Raw genomic sequence first — 21364 nt, forward strand, 5'->3', positions numbered from 1 at the left:
TCCGGGTGCAAGGGCGGCGTCTGCGGCAAAAAGCCGATATGCCGTTTCGCCTCTACAGGGTTCTCCCGGATACTCACGCCCTTGATGTAAACATCTCCTTCCGTCGGTCTCAACACGCCACACATGATATTCATCGTGGTCGACTTGCCCGCCCCGTTGGAGCCGAGCAAACCGTAAATTCCGTTCCGGGTAATCTCGAAATTGATATCCCGGATCGCCCACTGGATCGTGTAACGATGAGATAGATTTTCAATTTTTACGATCGATTCTTCCATACAATAGATTTACTTTATATTAGTGATTAATATTTTATTACCTTTTATAAATCAACACTTTAATACGTCAATTATTATTTCTTATCCAACATCTTCCGTATCTTGTACAACATGTACTCGTAATGCAATTTCGTATCACCGGAACTTTTCTGAACGGCAGTTTTCAACAAATCCTGAACTTTAAACAACATGTTGAAATAATGATCCACCGGGATATAATCACTCGGCATAACCACGTTCATGTTCGGGTAAAAACCGCTTTGTTCCTCAACGGCCTTTCCGTCGACACGCACCTGATTGCGGTACTCGTCCATTAATCGGTTTGCCGTTTTCATGTCTATAACGGGGAATACCGCTTTATATGAATCCACCAAACCTTTTTTGGGAACGAAATTCCCGGCATTGGTCGCTACCGTCGAGGAGGCGACAACGCTTCCCAAGAACTCCCGTTGCAAGGCCATCTCGTGCTTCTCTAACGGACGGTTTTTTATCGTGCCTTCCCAAACCGCTTTATAGATATCGTCGACATACTCCTCCACGGGATAACCGCTACCTTTTTCGGCTCCCAACGCCACGTACTTCAAACGGAAGGTCAACGTACCGAAAATAAAACCACGGATACGGTCGATATAAGAGTTGCCGATCTCGAGTTGTCGCAGGACGGCCTCGTTCTCCAACCAGGAAAGATCTTTCGCCAGGTCGACCATCGCTTTCAAAGTAGCTTTCTGCGTGGTTTTCGGAACCGCGGTGTAACTCGTCAGATCTTCATCGTCAAACGCCTCGCGTTGATAAAAACCGCCAAGGTTTATCGAAAGGTCGTTTACCCGTTTTTGTAATTGCCCGTATAACATGTTATACAAGATCGTGCGCTGGCGTTGATCAACGTCTCCTTCAGCGTACCATTCATAAAAATGACGAACGGAGAGTTTCAAATTATTAACGGCGTATTCGAGGGCCTTTAAATGATCGTCTCCCAAATCCCCGGCGAACGTCGTCGGGTCGTAATAGTAATAAGGCATTTTACCGAAACGACAATTGGGGTTGTCCCGGCCTTCCTTGATCCAACGGTCTAAGGTTTCAAATTCATCCTCCGGACGGGAAGCGTTAGCGATAGGACGGTACAACCAATTGATCACGTAATAGTCGTAATCGCCCAAACCTTTCGGAGTCATACGAACGCCTTTCTCCACGTCTCCCGGTTGGGCGATGTAATTACAAGGCACATCATCCATGATCGAGGGACTCAAACCGTGTTCCCGCGTGAATGAAGGGGAACGCAAAGAGTCTACCGGATAAGCACTCGAGGCCCCAGCGTTGTAGACTAAACCCAAGTTAATACCCGTTTCACGCGTGACATTCGCCCGGATAAGCTCCCCGATCTGTTCGTCGGAAAGCTGTTTCCGTCTCACTCCCGGGTCGGAAGCCATCGTCGTCACCTTGCGATCAAATTGTAAACCGGAGGCCAACCCGTCATAAAGGTAAAGAGACGCCTGCAAGATCTCTCCCGTACGAGGGTCGATCGTCATGGAACTTTGCATGTCCATCCATAGCGGGGCGTAACGAACCGTCGAATAACCGATGTTGTTGGCATTAAAATCCGGATCGTTCCTCGGGAAATCGACCACGCGTATCGCATTTTTGAATCCTATCTTCTCAAAAGCCGCATTCCAAGCCTCGATACCCTCTTTCACGGGTTTCTTCCAGGCCGGGGGCATCAACGTGTCCATGTAAAAAACGATCGGTTTCAGAGGTTCGACCAATTCTCCTCGCTGGTAAGCCACGCTATCGCTCGGCTCTAAACGCCAGCGTTTCGTGAAATACGTTCTTTCAAGGGGCTTTCGACCATCCGGAAACTGGGACACGCTTGTGAAAGAAACTCCCAAGCGGGGATCCGCCAAGCGGGGTTTCATCGGCTCCTCCGGTAACAATAACAACATCTTGTTAGTCGTAACGGAAACCTTAACATCGGCCGGTAACATCTTGAATGCACCGAACAAGTACATGTTTTCGATAAAACCCAACTCGCAAGTCACCGAGATATTATCTTTATAAGACCTGACCTCTTTCAAGAAAGAGGTCTCTTTCTTGTACTCGTGAACACGGGCGATATAACCGTAAAAAGAGTTAGCCGAGTAAGCGGCAAAAGGGGTCGTGTAAGGAGAGTATTCCATGAAAAGAGGGGTCATGTCAACCACGATAGCGCTACTATCCGGCGTGTAAGCCGCAACTTTGAAAGAAGCGTAAACGCCACCCGCATTGGACCGCTCTATCGCCTCGTCCAAGTTCTGGTCTCCGCCACGGTTCAAGGGCTTATCCAGGAGAGAAATCCGCGCCTGTAACGTCGAGTCCAAAAGAACGAAACGGAAGGGAAGCGAGTACCCCCCGAATTGACCGACGACTCCCTCTCCGTTATCGCTGATATCTTCGATAGAAGAGACCAGTAACATCTCTTTTCCCAGCAGATTCAGCGGATACTCGACGAGGACTTTGTCACCCACCTTGTGGATCGTCATCACCCCCCGGGAAGTTTGCACTTTTTTACCTTGAAAAAGTTGCCGGTAAGGGGTCAACGTTTCTCCCCTCTCCACTCTCTTCTTTTTCCGCGCCCAAGATTCCTGGCAAAAAAATCCCAGCAAAAAAGAAGTGATCAATATATATAGTATTCCTTTCATACGTGACATCATGAATTATTTCAACGCCTGTTCCAGTTTATAAAGTAGTAAACGGTAATGTTGACGGGTATCGGCAGAACCGGTATTGGATTTCGATTTAACCAGGGACTGTATCTTTTTCAACATGTCGAAATAGAGGTGATCAAGAGGCTCAACTACCGTATTCGAATTGACATTCACCCAGTAACCGAAACCCTGACGCTCTAAATGTTCCAAGCTCGTGCCCCGTTCAAGCGCAGGCACCTCCTTGCAAGCCTCGACACGCGGAAAGTCCGAATACATGCCCATCCACTCCGTAGATAACATTCCGTATTTTTCACGGTGAAACGTCTTCACCACTTCCGGGACATCCACGAGCCCGCTACCGGAAACGATCGAGAACGGGTCACCCGAGATTCCTTTCTTCGCCACGTCCGAGAACAACATGATATTGGCAAGCAATTTCATCTGGAGTTTCTTCTCCGACACCGAAAGGGTTTTACCCTGTCTCGTCGGTTTGAAAACGAACTCTTGAACGTCATTTAAAAATTCCCGGGGGGTGTAAGTATCCTTATTTTCATCTTTCACCGCCGTTAAAGTGACACTCCCCAACCGGCTCATTACCGCTCCGAAGATTTTGTCTTCCAGCTCGGACGAGATTTCGCTCCGCAACGGCCATTTAGATTGCAACTCTTTAGCGTCAAGCCAATCAAGATCACCGATCTGGCTCAACAAAAAGTGAAACGCACGGCGTTGTTTCTCTCTCGGAACCACGGAATAACTGGGGCGGGAATCTCCGTCATAACGCTCGTTCAAGTAAATACCGCCGATATTCAATAAAACGTGGTTCACGTACCGAACGTACTGGTAAATAATCTCGTTGTACATGTTCTCCCGGAACGCCAGGTCGGGATCGTCTTTTCCTACCCAGGCACTCATGTTCGAGAGCACGTGTTTCAAGTTTTTCACGCCGTAGGTCGCCGACTTTATAGCGTCGTCTCCCAAATCTTCCTCGATTGAGCTCGGGTCAAAACGTGAATATATCTGTTGTTTGCCGTAACGATAAACGGGATCGCCAGATTTCTCGCTGATCCACCGGTTCAACGTCGGAACTTCATCTCGAGCGCTCTTGACATCCAATAGAGGAGTGTATAACCAGGCGATAGCGTACAAGTCGTACAAGCCCAGGTTGGGGGGAGTCAATTTTACCCCTCTCTCTTTATCGCCAGGTTGGGCCACGTAGTTGTTACGGGCGTAATCCATGATCGAGTACGTAGTTCCATGTTTTTGGGTGAAAGAGGGTGAACGCAACGAATCCGTCGGGATCGAGGAAGAACCCGCCATATTGTGCATCAAGGCCAGGCAGTGCCCCACCTCGTGCGCCACCACGTAACGGATACAATTACCAAGGGTCTCCTCGTCAAAAGCGACCTTACGCACGTCCGGATCTGCCGGCGCCGTTTGCAGGAAACGCCAGTTCGTGACCAACTCTACCATGTTATGGTAAAGGTAAACGGAAGCGTTCAATATCTCTCCCGTGCGAGGGTCCGTCCAAGAGGGGCCCATGGCATTAGCGATCCAGGAAGGGGAGTACCTCACGCAAGAATACTTCAGGTTATCGGGATCGAACTCCGGATCGTCCGTCGGGAAGTCCCTCGCGATTATGGCGTTTTTAAAGCCTATCTTCTCGAAGGCAGCCTGCCACTCCTCCACTCCGGCTTTGATGTATTTTTTCCAACTCTCGGGAAAGGCGTTATCAACATACCAGACGATAGGTTTTTTAGGCTCTACCAGCTGCCCCGAACGATAGGCCGATTCGTCCGAAGGTTCCAGACGCCAGCGAGTCGCATAATAAAGGGCCTCGACTCCTTTATTGTCGTGACTGAAAGAGGATACTCCCTGGTAAAAAATACCGATACGGGGATCAGCCAGGCGGGGACGCATCGGATCGTCAGGTAAAAGGATAAAACTGCGGGTCAATACCGACGTGAAAGGTAACTTGTAAATGTAGTAATACCGACCGTCGCGAACATTTACCTCGTAACTTAAAGAGGACTGCACGCTCGCATTATCAGAGAAAGACTTCACTTTCCCCAGCTGGGATTTATCCTTTTTAAACTCTTTGACGATCCAACGACCGTTTCCGAGGATCGGTGCGTATGGAGAAAACGGGGTCAACTCCTCGTTATCGCTGATAAAGAAATCGGTCACGTCGATTACCACCGCCGTGCTGTCCGGAGTGTAAGCGAGGATCCCGGTGTTGTATAACGTGGCAGGTCGTGTGCTTGCCTTAACGCGTTCTTTCAAGTTTTCCACTTCCGTGGTGTACATCGTGTTCACTTTACATAAGCTCACGAGAGAATCTCTTCTCGTGAATACAACGTGCAAGGGGTCCGTCGGTTTCTCTCCCACGCTACCGAACCAGTTGCTCGTCGTCTCCGATATGGTTGAACCCAGCAGCATTTCACGGTCCAATAAAGTCAACGGGATCTCGAAATAAACCTTACCATCCATCTTGTGTATGGTGAAAAGACCTCTTGCCGTTTCACAGGCTTTCCCTTTAAACAATTTATCGTAAGCAGTTTCGCTCTTCGGCTGAAGCTTGTCCTTTTTCTTTTGCTTTGCAAAGGCAAGCTGTCCGCTTCCGAATAAAGCAAACACGATAAAGAAAATCACAACTCTTTTTTTCATTACCAATTCTTTTCAATTTTACAAATACAATATAACATTCCCATTCCACAACAGTTACCAAACCGTTATGGTTCTATAAATCAATTAAATATTCAGGAAAGAAGGTATTCCAAAAGATACTTTTGGAATACCTTCCATTAGTCATCTACCAAAATCTTTTTACAAATCATCATTTATAAAAATCGGTATAACTATTATAGGCCAACTCCAAAAGGTCAACAATCTTTCCACCCACGTTAAATCTCGTCTCTTCTATGATCTTAGGAGTAATGATATTAGATATGTCAATTGCAAAAAAGTCTCCGTTTTCCAAAGCGACATACAATTTGTTGTAATCTATATTAGACGCATTATAAATAAACGCCACAACATTGGCAACAAACGGACTGCTCATTAAGCTTCCGGTCGTATTATTTTCCCGGTTCACGTAATGAATCTCTTTTCCTTTGGAATAGAAAATATAGTTATTGGATATCGGAGCACCGTAATTGGCGGCCGAAGTCAAAAACTTCGTTCCTTTGGGCAAATTTCCTCCCGGGAATGCTTGTTTACCGGCCTCTTCATGTTGAACGACCAAACCGGTAGCCCGATTGACAATAAAATCGGTCAACCAAGTTTTTCCATCCTTATCATTGTAAATGATCGAATATTTATACACATTTCCCAAATAATTGTAATACTCTCCCGCAAACAGGTGCAGCACCTCTGTTCCTTCCGGCATAGCCCAGACCGGATCCGGATACTCGGCACCCTCCACGTAAGTCAAAGGGAAAATATTAAAGGGCTCAGAATTCATCTTAATCATCAATATTCTCCGGTTTTTCTCGTCCCAACAAGGTGAAATATATCCCCCCGAGGGAGTACGTCCTAAACCGAAGCCCGTCACTTGATATCCTTTTTCATCTACAATATAAGGTTCCGACTGGAATTTTCCTCCCAACCAACTGGCCGTTTTAACTCTCTGGTATAACTTTCCGTCTGCCGTTGCCAACAAAGAAAGCCGACTGCGATGGAACGCACTCACGACATCAAAATTAGCAGGAGCTCCGCTCATAAATTCATCCTTCAACTCCCCGGCGAATTTCATATTCTCGTTATTGACCACGTATATACCCTTACTCGTCAATACCGTCGTCGCCGCCATGGAAGAAGAGATCGCGTTGTCATGATTCGCATACAATCCGCGAGGTGTTCCCTCCAATTTCATATCGGCATTTGCTACTTCAAAAACATTATCCTGCAAACTATAAACCACTTTACTCACCCCGTTAACGGTTTCTGTTTTTTGCGAATAACACGACAATTTGGCATTACTGCCGTTCTCGGACAAAATCAAGACGTTGCCTCTTCTGTATCTTCCATAGGTATAAAACCAAAGTCTTGCAACGAACTTCATTCCGGTCGACTGGTCAACGGCGGTGAAGGTTCCGGTTTGAGGAATCTCCGTATAAGAGGTAATCCCCAATCTCGAAAACAAGGTATCCGTAGATATCGCCAACACTCTTTCCTCACAGAAAAGCTTCCCGTCGTAAGTTCTCCATTCGAATCTAAAATTAGAAGAATCTCCTTCGAAATGCATCGGAACCGTCGCCTTCGTGGAATCCCCCTCGTAAGCACGAATATAAACCGGAGAAGAGGAGTAATTATAATCCCATACCGGACCGTTGATCTCCTTGTAGTCATATGTTCCCTCGTCATCGAAACAACCTATCAATAAGGCGGCGAGGAATAAACATCCTAACAATATTTTGTTTTTCATCATAATAACTTCATTTTAAATTACAACATCACTTGCATGTACTCGTTATTTTCATCGTCGTATATCCGAGGATTTTGTTCCAGCAACCACTCTTTAAACTGTAAAACAAGTTGTTTAGCCCTGTCGGGAGATTCCGCGATCAGCTCTTTACTCATCTCTCCCTTCTTATCGATTTCGCTCATGAATAATTTGAACTTCTTCTCCGAATATTTTCCTAACAGATAACTCGTTACCTCGCCATTCCACCAATCAGGCGGTGATACTTGCGTCGAAACGACGATAATCGCCCTTCTCCTCTCCCATTGTCCTAAAGCAAGTTTTTCGCCGGGAACCAATTCCACGATAATCCGCACGGGAGCTACATCCATTTTAGCTGTCCGGTGTATTTTCAAGTAGATGGTATCTCTTATGTCCACGGCATCTTCTCCCACAGTTGTCGACTTAAACGTATAAGAGGGATCCAGGGTAAACTCCTTTCCTTCCTCTCCCGTGCTTCCTTCCGTAACGGCTTTTAACCCGAACGTAAGGTCTTCCGTCAAAAGATTTCCGGAAAGACAGACTACAAGCGGAACTTCTATATCCTTGGTTCCATCAGGATAATGGAAGAAAGAAACCTCGGTCGAATCGGCCCCTTCCGTACCGGGATAGATAGCATCCATATAAAATTTATCGAAAAAAACTTCGGGACGATCCGCAAACGTAAAAATTTTCTCTTCTTCACAGGCCCAGAATAAACAAAGAAGGAAACTTAAATATATACTCTTTTTCATATCTATAAATCATTTAAAATTTATCATAATCCTTCATTCGTCGGTATCGGCAACAAATATTCACTACGAGTAAAAGGACGAACCGTTCCATTACCGAAATCCACACTGGCATTCAAACGCTTGTATAAATAGAATAATTGTCCTTCACCGATCCACTCTCTGCGGGCATCCCGGATCAATTCGCTTACAAAATCCGCCCAACTGGAAATACTAAGGGACTCAACGCATCCTCTCGCCTTACGAATATCTTCCAATATTTTTTTAGCTTCAGGGAAATTATTTTGACGAGCGTAGTACTCCGCCATAATGTATTTCATCTCTGTCGCGCGAATCAACGGGATAACCGTGGCATTATAATCCCGGGTCGTCTCATCCGTACTACAATAATACTTTCCTGAAATAGGATACTCTCCTCCGGCAAGATAGGTCAAACGCAAATAACGATAATCGCGGTCGGATTCGTCCACTCCCGCATAATTCTGGAAAACTTTCTGTCCATCGAGATTAAGCACGAACCATCCCGCACTTCCCGTATATTCCGGCGCATAACTGTAAGACAACCCGAAATCTTCATAAGCATTTTCATTATACACACCGAAAATCAGGTTACTGATCGTTTTCAGATCTTTTTTATTATTCCAATTGGTAGAACTGACTCCGGAAAAATCATCCTTATCGAATGCTAACTCGTTACCGTAATTACTCTTCACCTTAAATTCCAACACCTCTTTTGCACATTCATAGGCCTCCTGATACCTTCCGGCATATTGATAGGCTCTTGCCAACAAAGCCGTTACAGCAAAATAGTGCATGCGATATCCGCGTCCTTTGAAGAAGCTCTCCACATTCAGGGTCTGATTACCGTAAATTTCCGTTCCGAACACGAACGTATTATGGAATCTACTCTCTCCTCTGATTAAAGTTCCTCTTCCCACGAGAGAAGTATCCCAGACAACAACAAGCGGACGAGCCTGTTCCAAATCGGTTATTATTTTATCGATACAAGACTGTACGCCCAATTTTTGAGAATAGAGGCTGGGATAAGCTTCTACATAGGGAACATAAGCTTTTCCATCGTCATTGACCGGAGCCGGAGCAAACAACCGCAACATATCGAAATGCATAAAAGCCCGGCAAGCGTATGCCTCTCCCAAAATAAGGTTCTTTTCCATCTCTCCTTGAGAAAAAAGATCGGGACTTGCATTTTTTAGATTCTGTATCAAATTGTTAGCATTGGCGATGATATTATAAGCATCCGTCCACACATTTTTCAAATAACTGACGGAATAAGTGGTCGTGTAGTCGAGTTTTGCAAAATCCCTCCAAATCTTCCCCGCATAAAAATTATCTTCTCCCAGCTTATATTGTTGAGATATACAATCCAACATACCCCAAGTCAACTCTTTTCCGTACAAAGCTGTCTCTCCCATGGTTTTATATAAACCATTCAGGACGGATCTGTAACCATCTCCCGTGGTTAACAAAGACTCTTCGGTAATTTGCGTTTCCGGTTGCACGTCCAACCAGCTTTCGCAAGCGGCAAACGAAAACGATATCAATAATACCACTGTTTTTATATAATCTTTCATTTCTATTACTTTTTAGGTTAGAAACTTACATTCAAGGTAAAACTATAATTCCACGCGTACGGGTAATTGGTTCCCCTTTCTACTTTTACCGTTGACCAACGGGCAAGCTCGTTCACGTTGAAACGCAAGCCTAAGGCCGTTAACCTCCATTTGCTTATCAACTCTTTCTTAAAGTCATAACCGACAGATAAACTGGTAAATTCCAAAACATTCTCATCTTGCACGAATCGACTGGTCGGTTGCGTACTCGCACTATTCTGAAGATTACGATAAGGCGTTATATCTCCCGGTTTTTTCCACCTTTCGGTAAGTAACCGTTTGTCGACATTCACACTCTGAATATTAGGATTCTCAACCCGATTCATCAACGTCGTGTTGTAAACCTGTCCACCCCATTGGTAGCTGAAAGTGGCATTCATATAAATACCGCGGAAATTAACATTGAGTCCGAAAGACCCCTGTACGTCGGGTAATTCATCTCCGACAACCACCTGGTCATTGGAATCCCAAGTATAGGTACTCGAACCGTCTCTTTTTATATATTTTTCCTTACCGTTTGCCGGATCGATTCCTGCCGAACGTACGGCATAAATAGCCGTTGTCGATGCACCTTTATAATATCTCGTAAACGGAGCATACTGCGTGTAATAAGACGAACCGTTTTGATAAGCCTCGTTAATTGCCTCGTTATAAGCTTCTGCCGCAGCTCCCAATTTCGTTATCTTATTCTTGTTTCCTCCCATATTACCCATAAAGCTAACGATCCAATCCTTATCCCGGTAAAGAGTAGCGGATAAGTCTATTTCAAAACCCTTATTCTCGACAGAACCCGAATTGTCCCGGTATTCGCTGAAACCGGAAGAGGGACGAATTGAAATCTGGTCGATCAAATCCACCGTCTTCTTGATATAATAATTGGCAGACAACAGGATACGGTCATTAAGGAATCCCAATTCGAAACCGACATCCGTCGTTTTGGTAGTTTCCCATTTCAATTTCGGATTACCCAGGTATTTTAAGGAAGTAGCAGGACCGGTATAATACCAATGCTCCGAATCCACTTCATAAGTAGAAACAGCCGTGTATGCCGGGAAATTCACCTTACCGGTACTACCGTAAGAAGCCCGAAGTCTTAACCTGCTTAACAACCAATTATCCCTCAACCAACTGTAATTATGGATATTGATACCAGCACCAACGGACCAGAAGGGAGCATATCTCTTATCCGAACCGAATTGTGAAGAACCGTCCAAACGTATAGATCCGTCAAAAAGATAGACATCGTTATACGAGTAGTTTATTGAAGCCAAGAAACCGATCAAACGGTTGGTTGATTCATCTACGGATGTCTTATCCGGTTGAGATTTGGCATAAGAAGGGTTATACATTCCCTCCATCTGGAATCCTTTAAACACACTCGTATGTGAATTGGAATTATCCTCTTTGATATTTATTCCAAGCGTCGCATTTATAAAATGTTTTTCAATTGCCCTATTATAATAGAACATGGCATTCAGGTTCCAACTATAACTATCCGAATAACTCTGGGTCAACTCTCCTCTTTCATTTTCATTGTAACTACCAGAATTCCTATATGCGTATACAGATTTAGGATCTATAAAAGACTCCTGTTTTTGAGTCGTTTTGGTTATACTCAACTGTCCCTTGAATTGCAACCCTTCCAAAATAAATAAATTCACGTTCAGGTTGTCCTGAAATTCATGGTAACGGGTACGACCGTCAAATCCACCTAAAGTGACATCGAATAAAGGATTGGCTTTCGTACCGATACCATCTTTGAGGTACTTCAGGTATTCGCCGTCTTCATCGTATATTTCCAAATAAGGTTGCTGGGAGGCATACGTACTGAACAAACCGTAAGGAGAGTTTTCAGAACGCGTTCCCGCGTAAGAGATGTAATTTCGAATTTGCAATTTTTTGTAACGATAATCCAAAGACATACCTGCTCCGACACGGTCGCGATAGGAACCTTTCATCGCTCCACCGTTTTTATCATAGAAGAAATCAACCCCGTACCGTATGCTTTCCACACCACCTTCTATATAAATCGTATGCTTGTGATTGAATACGTTGTGTAAGGGCTGAGCCAACCAATCGGTATCAACCCCTTTCAATACCTGATTCAATTTGTTGTAATAATCTTGATCGCTGTTCGGCTGACTGCTCGGAGAAGAAGCCGTATAAACACCGGCTAACCGCTCTACTTCCAACTTCTCGGCGGCATTACAGAGATTGTAATCGGAAAGATCCGGCAATTCCAAACCTCCCGTAAAATTATAAGTAACCCGCATTTCTCCCGGTTGCGGAGCTACGGTAGTGATAACCATTACGCCATTGGCGGCACGGGAACCGTACATAGCCGTTGCTGCGGCATCTTTCAAGATAGTGATACTTTCCACCCGGTTCATATCCATATCGTATATCTTTTGAACATCCACCTCAAATCCGTCCAAAATAAACACGGGCAAATTAGGGTTATCTTTCAGGTTGGTACGTTGTGTCTGTTTCATATATTCCGATTCCAGACTTTTATTCATACCGATACTGGACTCTCCCCGGATATTGATTTCAGGCAAACTATTCGGGTCGGATCCCCACGCACTCTGCCGGATTCGGAAAGAGGGATCGAAAGTCTGAACAGCCGCAAGCATATTCTTACTATTGGTTCTCAATAGCTGTTCCCGGTTTACCGTGGTTACATTTCCCGTAAAACTCTCTTTTCGGATATTGGAATATCCCGTTACAACGACATCTTCCAACGCAACCTTATCCTCCTTCATGACGATTTTCAAATCTTTTCTAACCTCTCCTTCCTTTAAGGCATTGATCTTTACGTTTTGAGTCTGCATTCCGATAAAAGTAAAGATTAAAGTCGCCGTATCCCGGGGTATAGGAATGCGAAATGCCCCCTTATCGTCCGTGGCAACTCCCAAGGTCGTACCTTTTACGAGAACGGTAACTCCGGGTAAGAAGACCCCCTTTTCATCCACGACGACTCCCTTGATCAAGATAGGTTCCTTTTTCGTACTATCTTGAGCTGCCACTTTAGGAGCCAATCGGATAACGATCAAATTTTCTTTAAATTCATAGGCAAAACCGCGAGGTGTTAAAATCTCTTGTAACAACTCTTTTACCTCTACATTCAACGCCTCCACGTTCACACGACTCTCCCCCTTTATCAGATCATAATTATAAAGAAAATCATACCCGCTTTGTTCTGTGATTTCTTTAAAAACCTTGATTAACGTCGCATTCTTCATCTTAATGCTGACGGTCTCGTTTTGGGGAAAACCTTTTGCAGAGAGAAGCATTGTCCCCGCAAGAATAAAAAAAGTAATCCTTCCCATCGTAAATAAAATTTCCTGCAACCACGTTTTTCCACGTGACATGGCAAAAATCCATTTCTTTTTCATAAATTTGTAGCGTTTAGTCATTAAACATTGTATCCCGCGTCTACGCGCATTTGACAAAGGGACACGTTATCTAAAACTGAGAATGTTGGAAGCATTTTCAGTTTTATTTTTTATTCACAGTTATACTTCTATTTTCAATTTGGAAATCAACATCATAGGTTCCCTTTAAAATCTCCAAGAATTCACGAATATCGCCGTAACGCTTTATCCTACCTGAAAATCTGATTCCTTTCAACTCTTCACTTGCATAATGAATTTCTATATTATACCACCGGGCCAACGTATTCATGATCTCTTCCAAGGTAGTTCCTTCAAACTTATAATACCCGTCCTTCCAAGAGATATACAGCGCCACGTCGACCTGACGCACATTCATTTGTCCCGTCAACGAATCAAATACGGCCTGATCTCCCGGTTTTAAAACGCCCAAAGACTTCTCGTCGCTTTGAATCGCCACGGCTCCTTCGACCAAGGTTGTAAATATCTCTGAAGTACCCTCGTAAGACGCAACATTAAACTTCGTTCCCAACACCCGAATATCGATTCCTTTGCTCGTCACGATAAAAGGCCTCGACGAATCTCTCTTCACCTCAAAAAACGCCTCTCCGTCGATATACACACGTCGCTCCTTGGTCCCCCATGCCAACGGAAATCTCAATCGGGATTCCGAATTTACCCATATCCTCGTACCGTCTTCCAACTCCAAAGGATATTCTCCCCCTCGAGGTACTTCCAAAATACGATATTTCAGATTCTCTTCACTCGAAACGAGGGGGTCCCCCGTCACAGAACAAATCAATCCGTCCTCCTTGTTGCTGATCACCTGTCCCTTCTCCACAAACGTGAACGTTTTATCTAAGCTCAAAGCAATAGTCTCTCCTGAAGCCAAAGTCAGCACAGCTTTTGTCTCTCCCCCCTGAATGCTCAACGATTCCATCGACTTCACCCGGACAGGTTTATCACGGAAAAAATAATAAAAAGAGAAAGAAAACAACAGTAAAACAGAAGCCGCATAAGCCCATTTCTTAATATTTCTTAAATACCTGGTCTTACGCTTTTCTTGAAGTTTCTTTATACATATCTGATAAGCGACATCAACATCGATATACTTTTCCTGTTTACAATCAAAGTAATACTTCTCTAATTTCTCCAGCACGACTTGATTCTCGACCTCAGATTCTAACCATTCTTTTAAAATCGATTGCTCCTCTAACGTCAACACCTCACCGTTAATTTTGGCCGCAATTATTTCCCAAATAGAATTTTGCATATCTTTTAACATTGCATTTTGTCAAAAGACCCCAAAATCTACATTTAATGTGACAAGGATTTCGTTTTTTTTAGAAAAAAATTTATTTTATTTGGTTTTCGCTGATTGTGAATACCTTAAGAAAATAAAATACAATAAAGCAGTAAACGATTTTCCATTTAAAGAAACTCGTAATGATTTGAAAGCTCTCGCCATCTGTGTCCGCACGGTATTTATAGAAATTCCCAACAGATTGGCAACTTCCTGATATTTCATACCCTCTACACAACACAGATTAAAAATACGCCGGCATTGTTCCGGCAAACGATTCATAGCCCGATACAATTCTTCACGCTCTTCCATCTCCTCCAAATCGACCTTACACTCCTCCTTTTCATTCACGATCATACGAACCAACTTATCGTTATGTCTTCTCTCGTTCCGTATATAATTGATACAATTATTACGAGTGGACCGAAACAAATACCGTTCCAATTCGGAACTTATATTCTCGTATTTTTTCTCGTACCAAAAATTAATAAATAGCTCCTGAACGATATCTTCCGCTACTTCCCGATCCTTCAATATGGTACTCGCGTAAACGACTAAATTGGCGTAATAAACCCGAAACAAACGTTTGTACGCTTGTTCATCACCCGTTTTCAACTCTTGTAGTAAATTAGCAGACACCAAACAACTGTATTAAATCTTACAAACAAAGATACGTCAAATTTCATCTCATTCGCAAGGCTATAATAAAAACAAATGTATTTTTTTCATAAAATCGTTAGTCAATTACGATTTTTTCAAGGAATTTATCAAATAGGCATCCAATTATATCACTTCTTCACAATTAAGACAATAAAGCATGGAAATATTTTAATTTAGGAATTAACAACACCACACCAACCAAGAATAACGCACATATTATTAAATAATTATAATAAATATCATAAAAATAAATATAATCCGATAATGATCTTTTACACGAAAAAAAAGCTCGAATTACATCTCCTTTTTCTTTCCACTAAAACCGCAATGTTAATTCTTTTTTAATTTTCAAGCTAACACGTGACCAAACATAAATTTTTACAGGGACGATCGACGGATTAGGTTATCCCCTCATTCTACGATACCGCGATTAACACGACGACGAACCGAAAGAAAACAGGGATGACCGAAACTGAAGAGTCTTTTCGGGACAAAACAAATCGGTAGCGTCATGAAACGATCGGGTGATTCACCATATCATCACCCGATCATCCGATCTTTTAATCGGTTAATATGATCGTCACCGCTTTCGGCCCGTGTGCTCCGATGACAAGAGCTTGCTCTATATCAGCTGTCTTTGAGGGACCCGCAATAAAACATCCGTATCCGAAATCGTTAAAATAAGGATGGCGGTAAGCTTCATGCATGTTGTTTACGATCTGATGTCGATCCAACACGATAACCAAAGATTCCGAAATAAAATAGAGCGCCTTATACCTTGTACTTTGCCTGATCCATACAGCTCCGTTCTCAATCACACCGAATTCCCCGCGGATAACTCCCACATCCGTCCCGTTTAACTCCCGGGCATCCGTTAAGGCATCGGGGTTCAATGTCGCACAAGCGATACCCGGCAAATCGGAAGCGATCACTTTGGCATCCGGATACTGCTTTCGAATCGTTTCATTTATATCTTCGCCTTTTTCAAGTAAGAATACATCACACCCTACCAATTGCGCTACCTCCATAAAATGTCGAATCTTATCTTCGAAGGTCATCGGCTCAAAGTCCATAGCAGGCCGTTCGACTTCCGGCACCGGATGAGCTTTTATTCTGTTCAATATGTCATTTTTACTATTCATGGTCAATCTTATTATGTTTCCATATGGAATGAAAAGTTTCCGGAGCCATCCGGGGTAATTCCCGTCCTTTTCCCCAAGGATCCAAACGGTTATACAATACAAAACGAGGCATATGCTCCGCTACGCGTCCTGCTTTTACCGTTGCATAAAATAAATCGGGATGATTCATTATCCATTTCATACGCTTTACCATAAACTTTTTCATCGGATCGGCCAGGTTCAATCGGTCCATCTCCTGTCTCCATTTATAGATCTGTTCGGCCAGATCGATTTTAGCCGGACATACGTTGGAACAAGAATAGCACAAAGAACAGGCCGATACATTACCGGAATATTTTTGCGGAGAATTCAACATCCCCAAATTAATTCCAATCGGGCCCGGAATAAAATAAGAATAGGAATATCCTCCCGTACGACGATAAACCGGACAGGTATTGATACAGGAACCGCAACGAATACACTTTAACATACCTATATGGTCAGGATTACCCAATATATCGCTCCTTCCGTTATCCACGATCACGATATGCATCTCTTGTCCTTCCACCGGTTTTTTATAATGCGAAGTATAAGTCGTAGAGGGTTGGCCGGTAGCGGAACGGGCCAACAAACGAATATAAACGGCTAATGCATCGTAATCTGGAATTACCTTTTCCATCCCCATGATGGCAATATGCACCTTCGGGAAAGAGGTTCCCATATCGGCATTCCCCTCGTTGGTACAGACCACGAAAGCTCCCGATGAGGCAACGGCAAAATTTATCCCCGTCATGGCAATATCGGCATGTAAAAACTTCTCTCTCAAATTTGCCCGGGCCGCGTGGGTCAAATAGGTAGGATCACTATTTCCCGGTTCCGTATGCAAGTATTTTTCAAAAACCTTTCCCACCTCTTCTCGTTTTACATGGATTGCCGGTAAAACAATATGACTGGGCGGCATTCCCATCAACTGCATGATCCGCTCTCCCAAATCCGACTCCACGACATCAATACCCTGTTCGGCCAGAAATGGAGTCATTCCGCACTCTTCGGACAACATGGATTTACTTTTTATCAAATTATTACCGTCATGTTTTTTGATGATTTCATATACTATTCGATTGTGTTCCTCCGCATCCTTAGCCCAATGCACATGAATTCCGTTTTCCACGGCATGTTTTTCGAACTCTTCCAAATAGTAAGCCAGATGGCTGATGGTATGTTGTTTTATACGACTTGCCATCTCCCGCAATTTCTCCCATTCCGGCACACCGAAGGCCATTTTATCACGTTTCTCCCTGACAAAAAAAAGGGCCTGGTCGTGCCACCGTGTCCGTTCCTTATCGGCTATAAATTTTTCGGCCGCTTTAGCATGTGTACTCATAATCTCGAGGTTAAAATTTCAATGATATGAATCGTTTTGATCGGTAATTTTTCACGTCTGATAACTCCCTCCATATGCATCAGGCAGGAACTATCAGCACCGGTAATAAACTCCGCCCCGGTCGACATATGATCCCTTACCTTATCTTCCCCCATGCACACGGAGGTTGCCGCCTCCTCCACGGCAAACATGCCTCCGAAACCGCAACATTCGTCTACCCGCTTCGGTTCCAATACCTCCACCCCTTTCACCAGGGAAAGTAAATCCCTCAACTTGGAAAACCGGGGAATATTCAACTCGCTCGGGGAAGAGAGATGTAGCAAGCGCTCCCCGTGGCAACTATTATGCAAACTCACCTTATGCGGGAAACAGGCATCCAACTTATCTACTTTTACCACATCATGCAAGAATTCACAGATCTCATATATCCGGCTACCGATACAAGCATGTTCCTCTTTACGCAACAACCGAGGATAATTCTCTTTGACAAAAACGACACAACTGGCCGAAGGTCCGACTACATAATCGTATTTTTCGAATAACTCCTCCATCTTCTTTGCCAAACCGATCGAATCGTGTTCAAAACCGCCGTTCGCCATAGGCTGGCCGCAACAAGTCTGCTCCAAAGGATAATCCACGTCTATCCCCAAGGACTTCAACAACCTGTAAGAAGCCACGCCTACTTTCGGATATATCGCATTGACATAACAGGGAATAAATAAACCTATCTTCATATGTTATATTTTAATTTGAAAAACGGATTCTATCCCATTTTTTCATTGTAATACATTCATCTTTCCAAAAATACAATCTTTAGCGTTTAAATTTCTTTCACGCGAATAAACAAACAATAACTCCTGTAATTATAACATAGGCTAACGCGTAAGGAACAGCCGCCTTCAATATATCTCCCTCCTGTCCCTGCTGATCAGTCGCCGACGTTGCAATTGCAATACTTTGCGGAGAGATAATTTTTCCTCCCGTCGCTCCGGCAGTATTGGCGGCAGACAACCAATTGGGATCCACTTGAATATGTTCCGCAACCCCTGCTTGCAACTTTCCAAAAAGGATATTAGCCGACGTATCGCTTCCGGTTAAAAAAGTACCTAAAGCCCCGATCGTCGGAGCAAAAAACGGGTACAAAGCCCCGGTCGCCGCAGATAAAGCCATTGCCAAAACCTGTATCATTCCGGCTGTCTCCATGACGGAAGAGAGGCCGACCAAACAAATCACCGTAACGACCGTTTTTCTCAATTGAATGAACGTTTTCCAAAGTAAACGCGACAGCACTCCGGCTGAAGCTCCTTGAATCAATCCCCCGATAAAGGAACCTAAAAACAAAAGGACTCCCCCTTGGGTCAACCACTGAATAACATACCGGTTTTCCTCTCCGCGAATGGTAAAAGAAACGGTTGATACCCCAACGGATTGTAAAGAGTTTTTTATCGTCGGAAATATCGGACTCGTTACCAACACGAAAAACATAATCAAAACATAAACCATCCATGCCGACACGATCTCTTTTCCCCGATACGGAGATTCTACTCTTTTCTCCCCCTCTTTACGAATCAACTTTCCGAAAAAAACAATAACGACCGCCGCAACAATACTACCGATAATGGCCGGAGTTTCCGCTCCTATATAACGAGCCGACAAATACTGGGCAGCTAAAGAAAAACTTCCGACCAACATACTTAATACCAAATTTTTAGGTAAAGATTTAAGTTTTGGATCTGCTAAAAACGTAAGGACGAAAGGTACTAAAAACATCAACACGGATAATTGAAGCACCACAGCCGTACTCAAAGGACTTACCGGCAAACCCGTTTCCTGAGCCAAAACAATCACAGGCACCCCCACGGCGCCAAAAGCCGTCGGAACACTATTGGCAATCAAACTCACGACAGCAGAAAAAAGCGGCCGGAACCCCAGGCTAATCAATATGGCTGCCGGGATGGCAACAGCGGTACCAAATCCTGCCATTCCCTCCAACAACCCGCCAAATCCCCAGGTAATCAAAAGTACTTGTATGCTTTTATCCGTGGAAATAGAGGAAAATTGTTGCTTCAACACCTCTATTTTTTTCGTACGTAACAATACGTTATAACTATATATAGCCATCAGGATAATAAAAAGGATAGGAACCAGCGCCTTTAACATACCGTACACAAAAGAAAGTGCCGTATCCCGTAGCGAACTATGAAAAGCAAACATAGCCAAAAATGCCGTTACGATCAAAGTAATCGCACTGCTTGCATCCCCCGACATTTTAAAGAATCCCATCAGGATAATCAATAAAAGAATAGGCAATGCCGCATAAAAGATTTCCATAACTTCTATCATTAAATCAACGAAAATAAAAAGATAACGAAAAACCTTTTCCATTCACTTAGATACGAGGAATAAACGTATAAAACAAAAAAAATGTTACTTCCCGTGGCTGATTTTTAAATTTATTTACGAGCCGACTATTTTAACCAAAACGGAAACCATCCCATTCCCGATCATGCTAAAACAAAATAAGAATCCGGGAACTTAATTGAATAAAAAATCATATTTTTGCAAGTCAAATGAGTAACGTACATTTAAAATACATAGCAATTCGATTGAAACATTTGCTGACGAACCCGGAAGCAGAATGGGATACAATTAGAACGGACGAGACGGGAAGGATCGAACTTTTCAGAAACTACATCGTCTTGCCGACGCTTCTATTTTCCATCCTGGTCTTTTTGCTCAGGCTTGCGAGCAATGATGCCATGGTCGCTTTGGGATGGGGAATCATTAATTTCATTGCCTGTACCGCGGGATGTTACGTCTGCTTCCGTCTTACGCGGGAATATCTTTCTAACAAAACGATAAACCCGGGCAAGACAGCCTTGCAACTATCCGTCTACAGTTCGGCTGTATTCATTCTATTTCATAGCCTTGCCGTCGGTTTTACGCAAAATTTTATCGGAGACGTGATGGCTATTCTCAGTCTTCTCTCGCTTAGAATATTATACATCGGATTAAATACGATATCGGGATTAAATACACGATACAAAAAAAGTGCCGTTATTATTATCGGATTACTGATTATTTGCACCCCCATTATCATTACGAGACTCTTGACAATTATTTTTAGAATCCCGGCTATTAACGCGTAAAGAAAAAATTATGGAAAACATCAATATAAGAAACAAACGAGCCTCTTTCGATTACGAATTTATAGAAGAATACACGGCCGGCATTGTATTGACAGGAACCGAAATCAAATCCATTCGCGCCGGCAAAGCCAGCCTGGTGGATGCCTATTGCTATTTCCATAATGGGGAACTGTGGGTAAAAGGAATGTATGTGGCCGAATACAAGTTAGGCACCTATTACAATCATATCGAACGACGCGAACGTAAACTGTTACTTCAGAAAAAAGAGTTGGTCAAACTGGAACGTAAAACAAAAGAATCCGGCCTGACGATCGTCCCGATCCGGCTCTTTTTAACTGAAAAAGGCTTTGCCAAACTCCGAATTGCACTGGCCCGCGGTAAAAAAGAGTTCGACAAACGAGAATCTTTAAAAGAGAAAGATGCCAAAAGGGAAATGGATCGTTTTATGAAAAAATAAATAAAATTCAAAGCCGGAATTCAGGATTTTCTCATCGTATTCAAGTCTCTTTTACCGATCAACATCAATAAACACCCGCACGTAAGTGCTTTGCTCCGCAACGATTATTGGAAAACAGGAGCCT

15 protein-coding genes are annotated in these 21364 nt (G+C 43.5%); 2 read left to right on the plus strand and 13 right to left on the minus strand.

The annotated features are described in order from the left end of the window. From DMB45_RS12475 to DMB45_RS12535, 13 genes are all read right to left on the minus strand, one after another. Positions 1 to 275, minus strand: a 275-nt coding sequence (locus DMB45_RS12475) for an ATP-binding cassette domain-containing protein (RefSeq protein WP_146216446.1), incomplete at its 3' end; no start/stop codon positions are given. A gap of 74 nt (positions 276 to 349) precedes the next feature. After that, positions 350 to 2947, minus strand: coding sequence for a zinc-dependent metalloprotease (locus DMB45_RS12480; RefSeq protein ID WP_181416519.1), 2598 nt, complete (start codon positions 2945 to 2947; stop codon positions 350 to 352). 15 nt (positions 2948 to 2962) lie between these two features. Then, positions 2963 to 5617, minus strand: coding sequence for a zinc-dependent metalloprotease (locus DMB45_RS12485; protein WP_041504537.1), 2655 nt, complete (start codon positions 5615 to 5617; stop codon positions 2963 to 2965). A gap of 169 nt (positions 5618 to 5786) precedes the next feature. Beyond that, positions 5787 to 7379 carry a PKD-like family lipoprotein gene (locus DMB45_RS12490; protein WP_041504538.1) on the minus strand — a complete coding sequence of 531 codons (1593 nt, stop codon included), beginning with the start codon at positions 7377 to 7379 and terminating at the stop codon, positions 5787 to 5789. 17 nt (positions 7380 to 7396) lie between these two features. Beyond that, positions 7397 to 8146 (minus strand): DUF4843 domain-containing protein, encoded by a 750-nt coding sequence (locus DMB45_RS12495; RefSeq protein WP_041504539.1) that lies wholly within the window; start codon positions 8144 to 8146, stop codon positions 7397 to 7399. Between the two features lie 23 nt (positions 8147 to 8169). Further along, complete coding sequence (locus tag DMB45_RS12500; protein ID WP_041504540.1) at positions 8170 to 9735, minus strand: RagB/SusD family nutrient uptake outer membrane protein; 1566 nt, start codon at positions 9733 to 9735, stop codon at positions 8170 to 8172. Between the two features lie 17 nt (positions 9736 to 9752). Continuing rightward, positions 9753 to 13169 (minus strand): SusC/RagA family TonB-linked outer membrane protein, encoded by a 3417-nt coding sequence (locus tag DMB45_RS12505; RefSeq protein ID WP_052634885.1) that lies wholly within the window; start codon positions 13167 to 13169, stop codon positions 9753 to 9755. 103 nt (positions 13170 to 13272) lie between these two features. Further along, entirely contained in the window at positions 13273 to 14439 is a 1167-nt protein-coding gene (locus DMB45_RS12510; RefSeq protein ID WP_181416520.1) for a FecR family protein, read from the minus strand. 87 nt (positions 14440 to 14526) lie between these two features. After that, a complete protein-coding gene (locus tag DMB45_RS12515; RefSeq protein ID WP_052649443.1) occupies positions 14527 to 15108 on the minus strand; it encodes an RNA polymerase sigma-70 factor in 582 nt (193 codons plus the stop codon). A gap of 581 nt (positions 15109 to 15689) precedes the next feature. Beyond that, the gene (locus tag DMB45_RS12520) at positions 15690 to 16271 is read right to left on the minus strand and encodes a LutC/YkgG family protein (protein ID WP_041504542.1); all 582 of its coding nucleotides are present in this window, start codon (positions 16269 to 16271) and stop codon (positions 15690 to 15692) included. After that, positions 16264 to 17634 carry a lactate utilization protein B gene (locus DMB45_RS12525; RefSeq protein ID WP_110688821.1) on the minus strand — a complete coding sequence of 457 codons (1371 nt, stop codon included), beginning with the start codon at positions 17632 to 17634 and terminating at the stop codon, positions 16264 to 16266. Before DMB45_RS12525 ends, DMB45_RS12520 begins: the two co-directional genes overlap by 8 nt. Then, positions 17631 to 18368, minus strand: a complete 738-nt coding sequence (locus tag DMB45_RS12530) for a (Fe-S)-binding protein (protein ID WP_041505587.1) — start codon at positions 18366 to 18368, stop codon at positions 17631 to 17633. The genes DMB45_RS12525 and DMB45_RS12530 overlap by 4 nt, the downstream gene beginning before the upstream one ends. 97 nt (positions 18369 to 18465) lie before the next feature. Further along, a complete protein-coding gene (locus DMB45_RS12535; protein ID WP_041504605.1) occupies positions 18466 to 19965 on the minus strand; it encodes an L-lactate permease in 1500 nt (499 codons plus the stop codon). A gap of 239 nt (positions 19966 to 20204) precedes the next feature. Between DMB45_RS12535 and DMB45_RS12540 the strand changes: the two genes are divergently transcribed. Then, positions 20205 to 20783, plus strand: coding sequence for a YIP1 family protein (locus DMB45_RS12540; RefSeq protein WP_041504545.1), 579 nt, complete (start codon positions 20205 to 20207; stop codon positions 20781 to 20783). A 10-nt stretch (positions 20784 to 20793) separates the two neighbouring features. Then, on the plus strand, positions 20794 to 21240 hold the full coding sequence (gene smpB / locus DMB45_RS12545) for an SsrA-binding protein SmpB (RefSeq protein ID WP_041504546.1): 447 nt from the start codon (positions 20794 to 20796) through the stop codon (positions 21238 to 21240). The last annotated feature ends 124 nt before the right edge of the window (positions 21241 to 21364 follow it).

Origin of the sequence: Sanguibacteroides justesenii, from assembly GCF_003204205.1 — a bacterium.
Lineage (GTDB): Bacteria > Bacteroidota > Bacteroidia > Bacteroidales > Marinifilaceae > Gabonibacter > Gabonibacter massiliensis.

Excerpts from the sequence above, each read along its gene's own strand:
- DMB45_RS12480 (WP_181416519.1), bottom strand. The coding sequence starts at position 2,947 with ATGAAAGGAATACTATATATATTGATCACTTCTTTTTTGCTGGGATTT.
- DMB45_RS12485 (WP_041504537.1), bottom strand. The coding sequence starts at position 5,617 with ATGAAAAAAAGAGTTGTGATTTTCTTTATCGTGTTTGCTTTATTCGGA.
- DMB45_RS12490 (WP_041504538.1), bottom strand. The coding sequence starts at position 7,379 with ATGATGAAAAACAAAATATTGTTAGGATGTTTATTCCTCGCCGCCTTA.
- DMB45_RS12495 (WP_041504539.1), bottom strand. The coding sequence starts at position 8,146 with ATGAAAAAGAGTATATATTTAAGTTTCCTTCTTTGTTTATTCTGGGCC.
- DMB45_RS12500 (WP_041504540.1), bottom strand. The coding sequence starts at position 9,735 with ATGAAAGATTATATAAAAACAGTGGTATTATTGATATCGTTTTCGTTT.
- DMB45_RS12505 (WP_052634885.1), bottom strand. The coding sequence starts at position 13,169 with ATGAAAAAGAAATGGATTTTTGCCATGTCACGTGGAAAAACGTGGTTG.
- DMB45_RS12510 (WP_181416520.1), bottom strand. The coding sequence starts at position 14,439 with ATGCAAAATTCTATTTGGGAAATAATTGCGGCCAAAATTAACGGTGAG.
- DMB45_RS12520 (WP_041504542.1), bottom strand. The coding sequence starts at position 16,271 with ATGAATAGTAAAAATGACATATTGAACAGAATAAAAGCTCATCCGGTG.
- DMB45_RS12525 (WP_110688821.1), bottom strand. The coding sequence starts at position 17,634 with ATGAGTACACATGCTAAAGCGGCCGAAAAATTTATAGCCGATAAGGAA.
- DMB45_RS12530 (WP_041505587.1), bottom strand. The coding sequence starts at position 18,368 with ATGAAGATAGGTTTATTTATTCCCTGTTATGTCAATGCGATATATCCG.
- DMB45_RS12535 (WP_041504605.1), bottom strand. The coding sequence starts at position 19,965 with ATGGAAATCTTTTATGCGGCATTGCCTATTCTTTTATTGATTATCCTG.
- DMB45_RS12540 (WP_041504545.1), top strand. The coding sequence starts at position 20,205 with ATGAGTAACGTACATTTAAAATACATAGCAATTCGATTGAAACATTTG.
- smpB (WP_041504546.1), top strand. The coding sequence starts at position 20,794 with ATGGAAAACATCAATATAAGAAACAAACGAGCCTCTTTCGATTACGAA.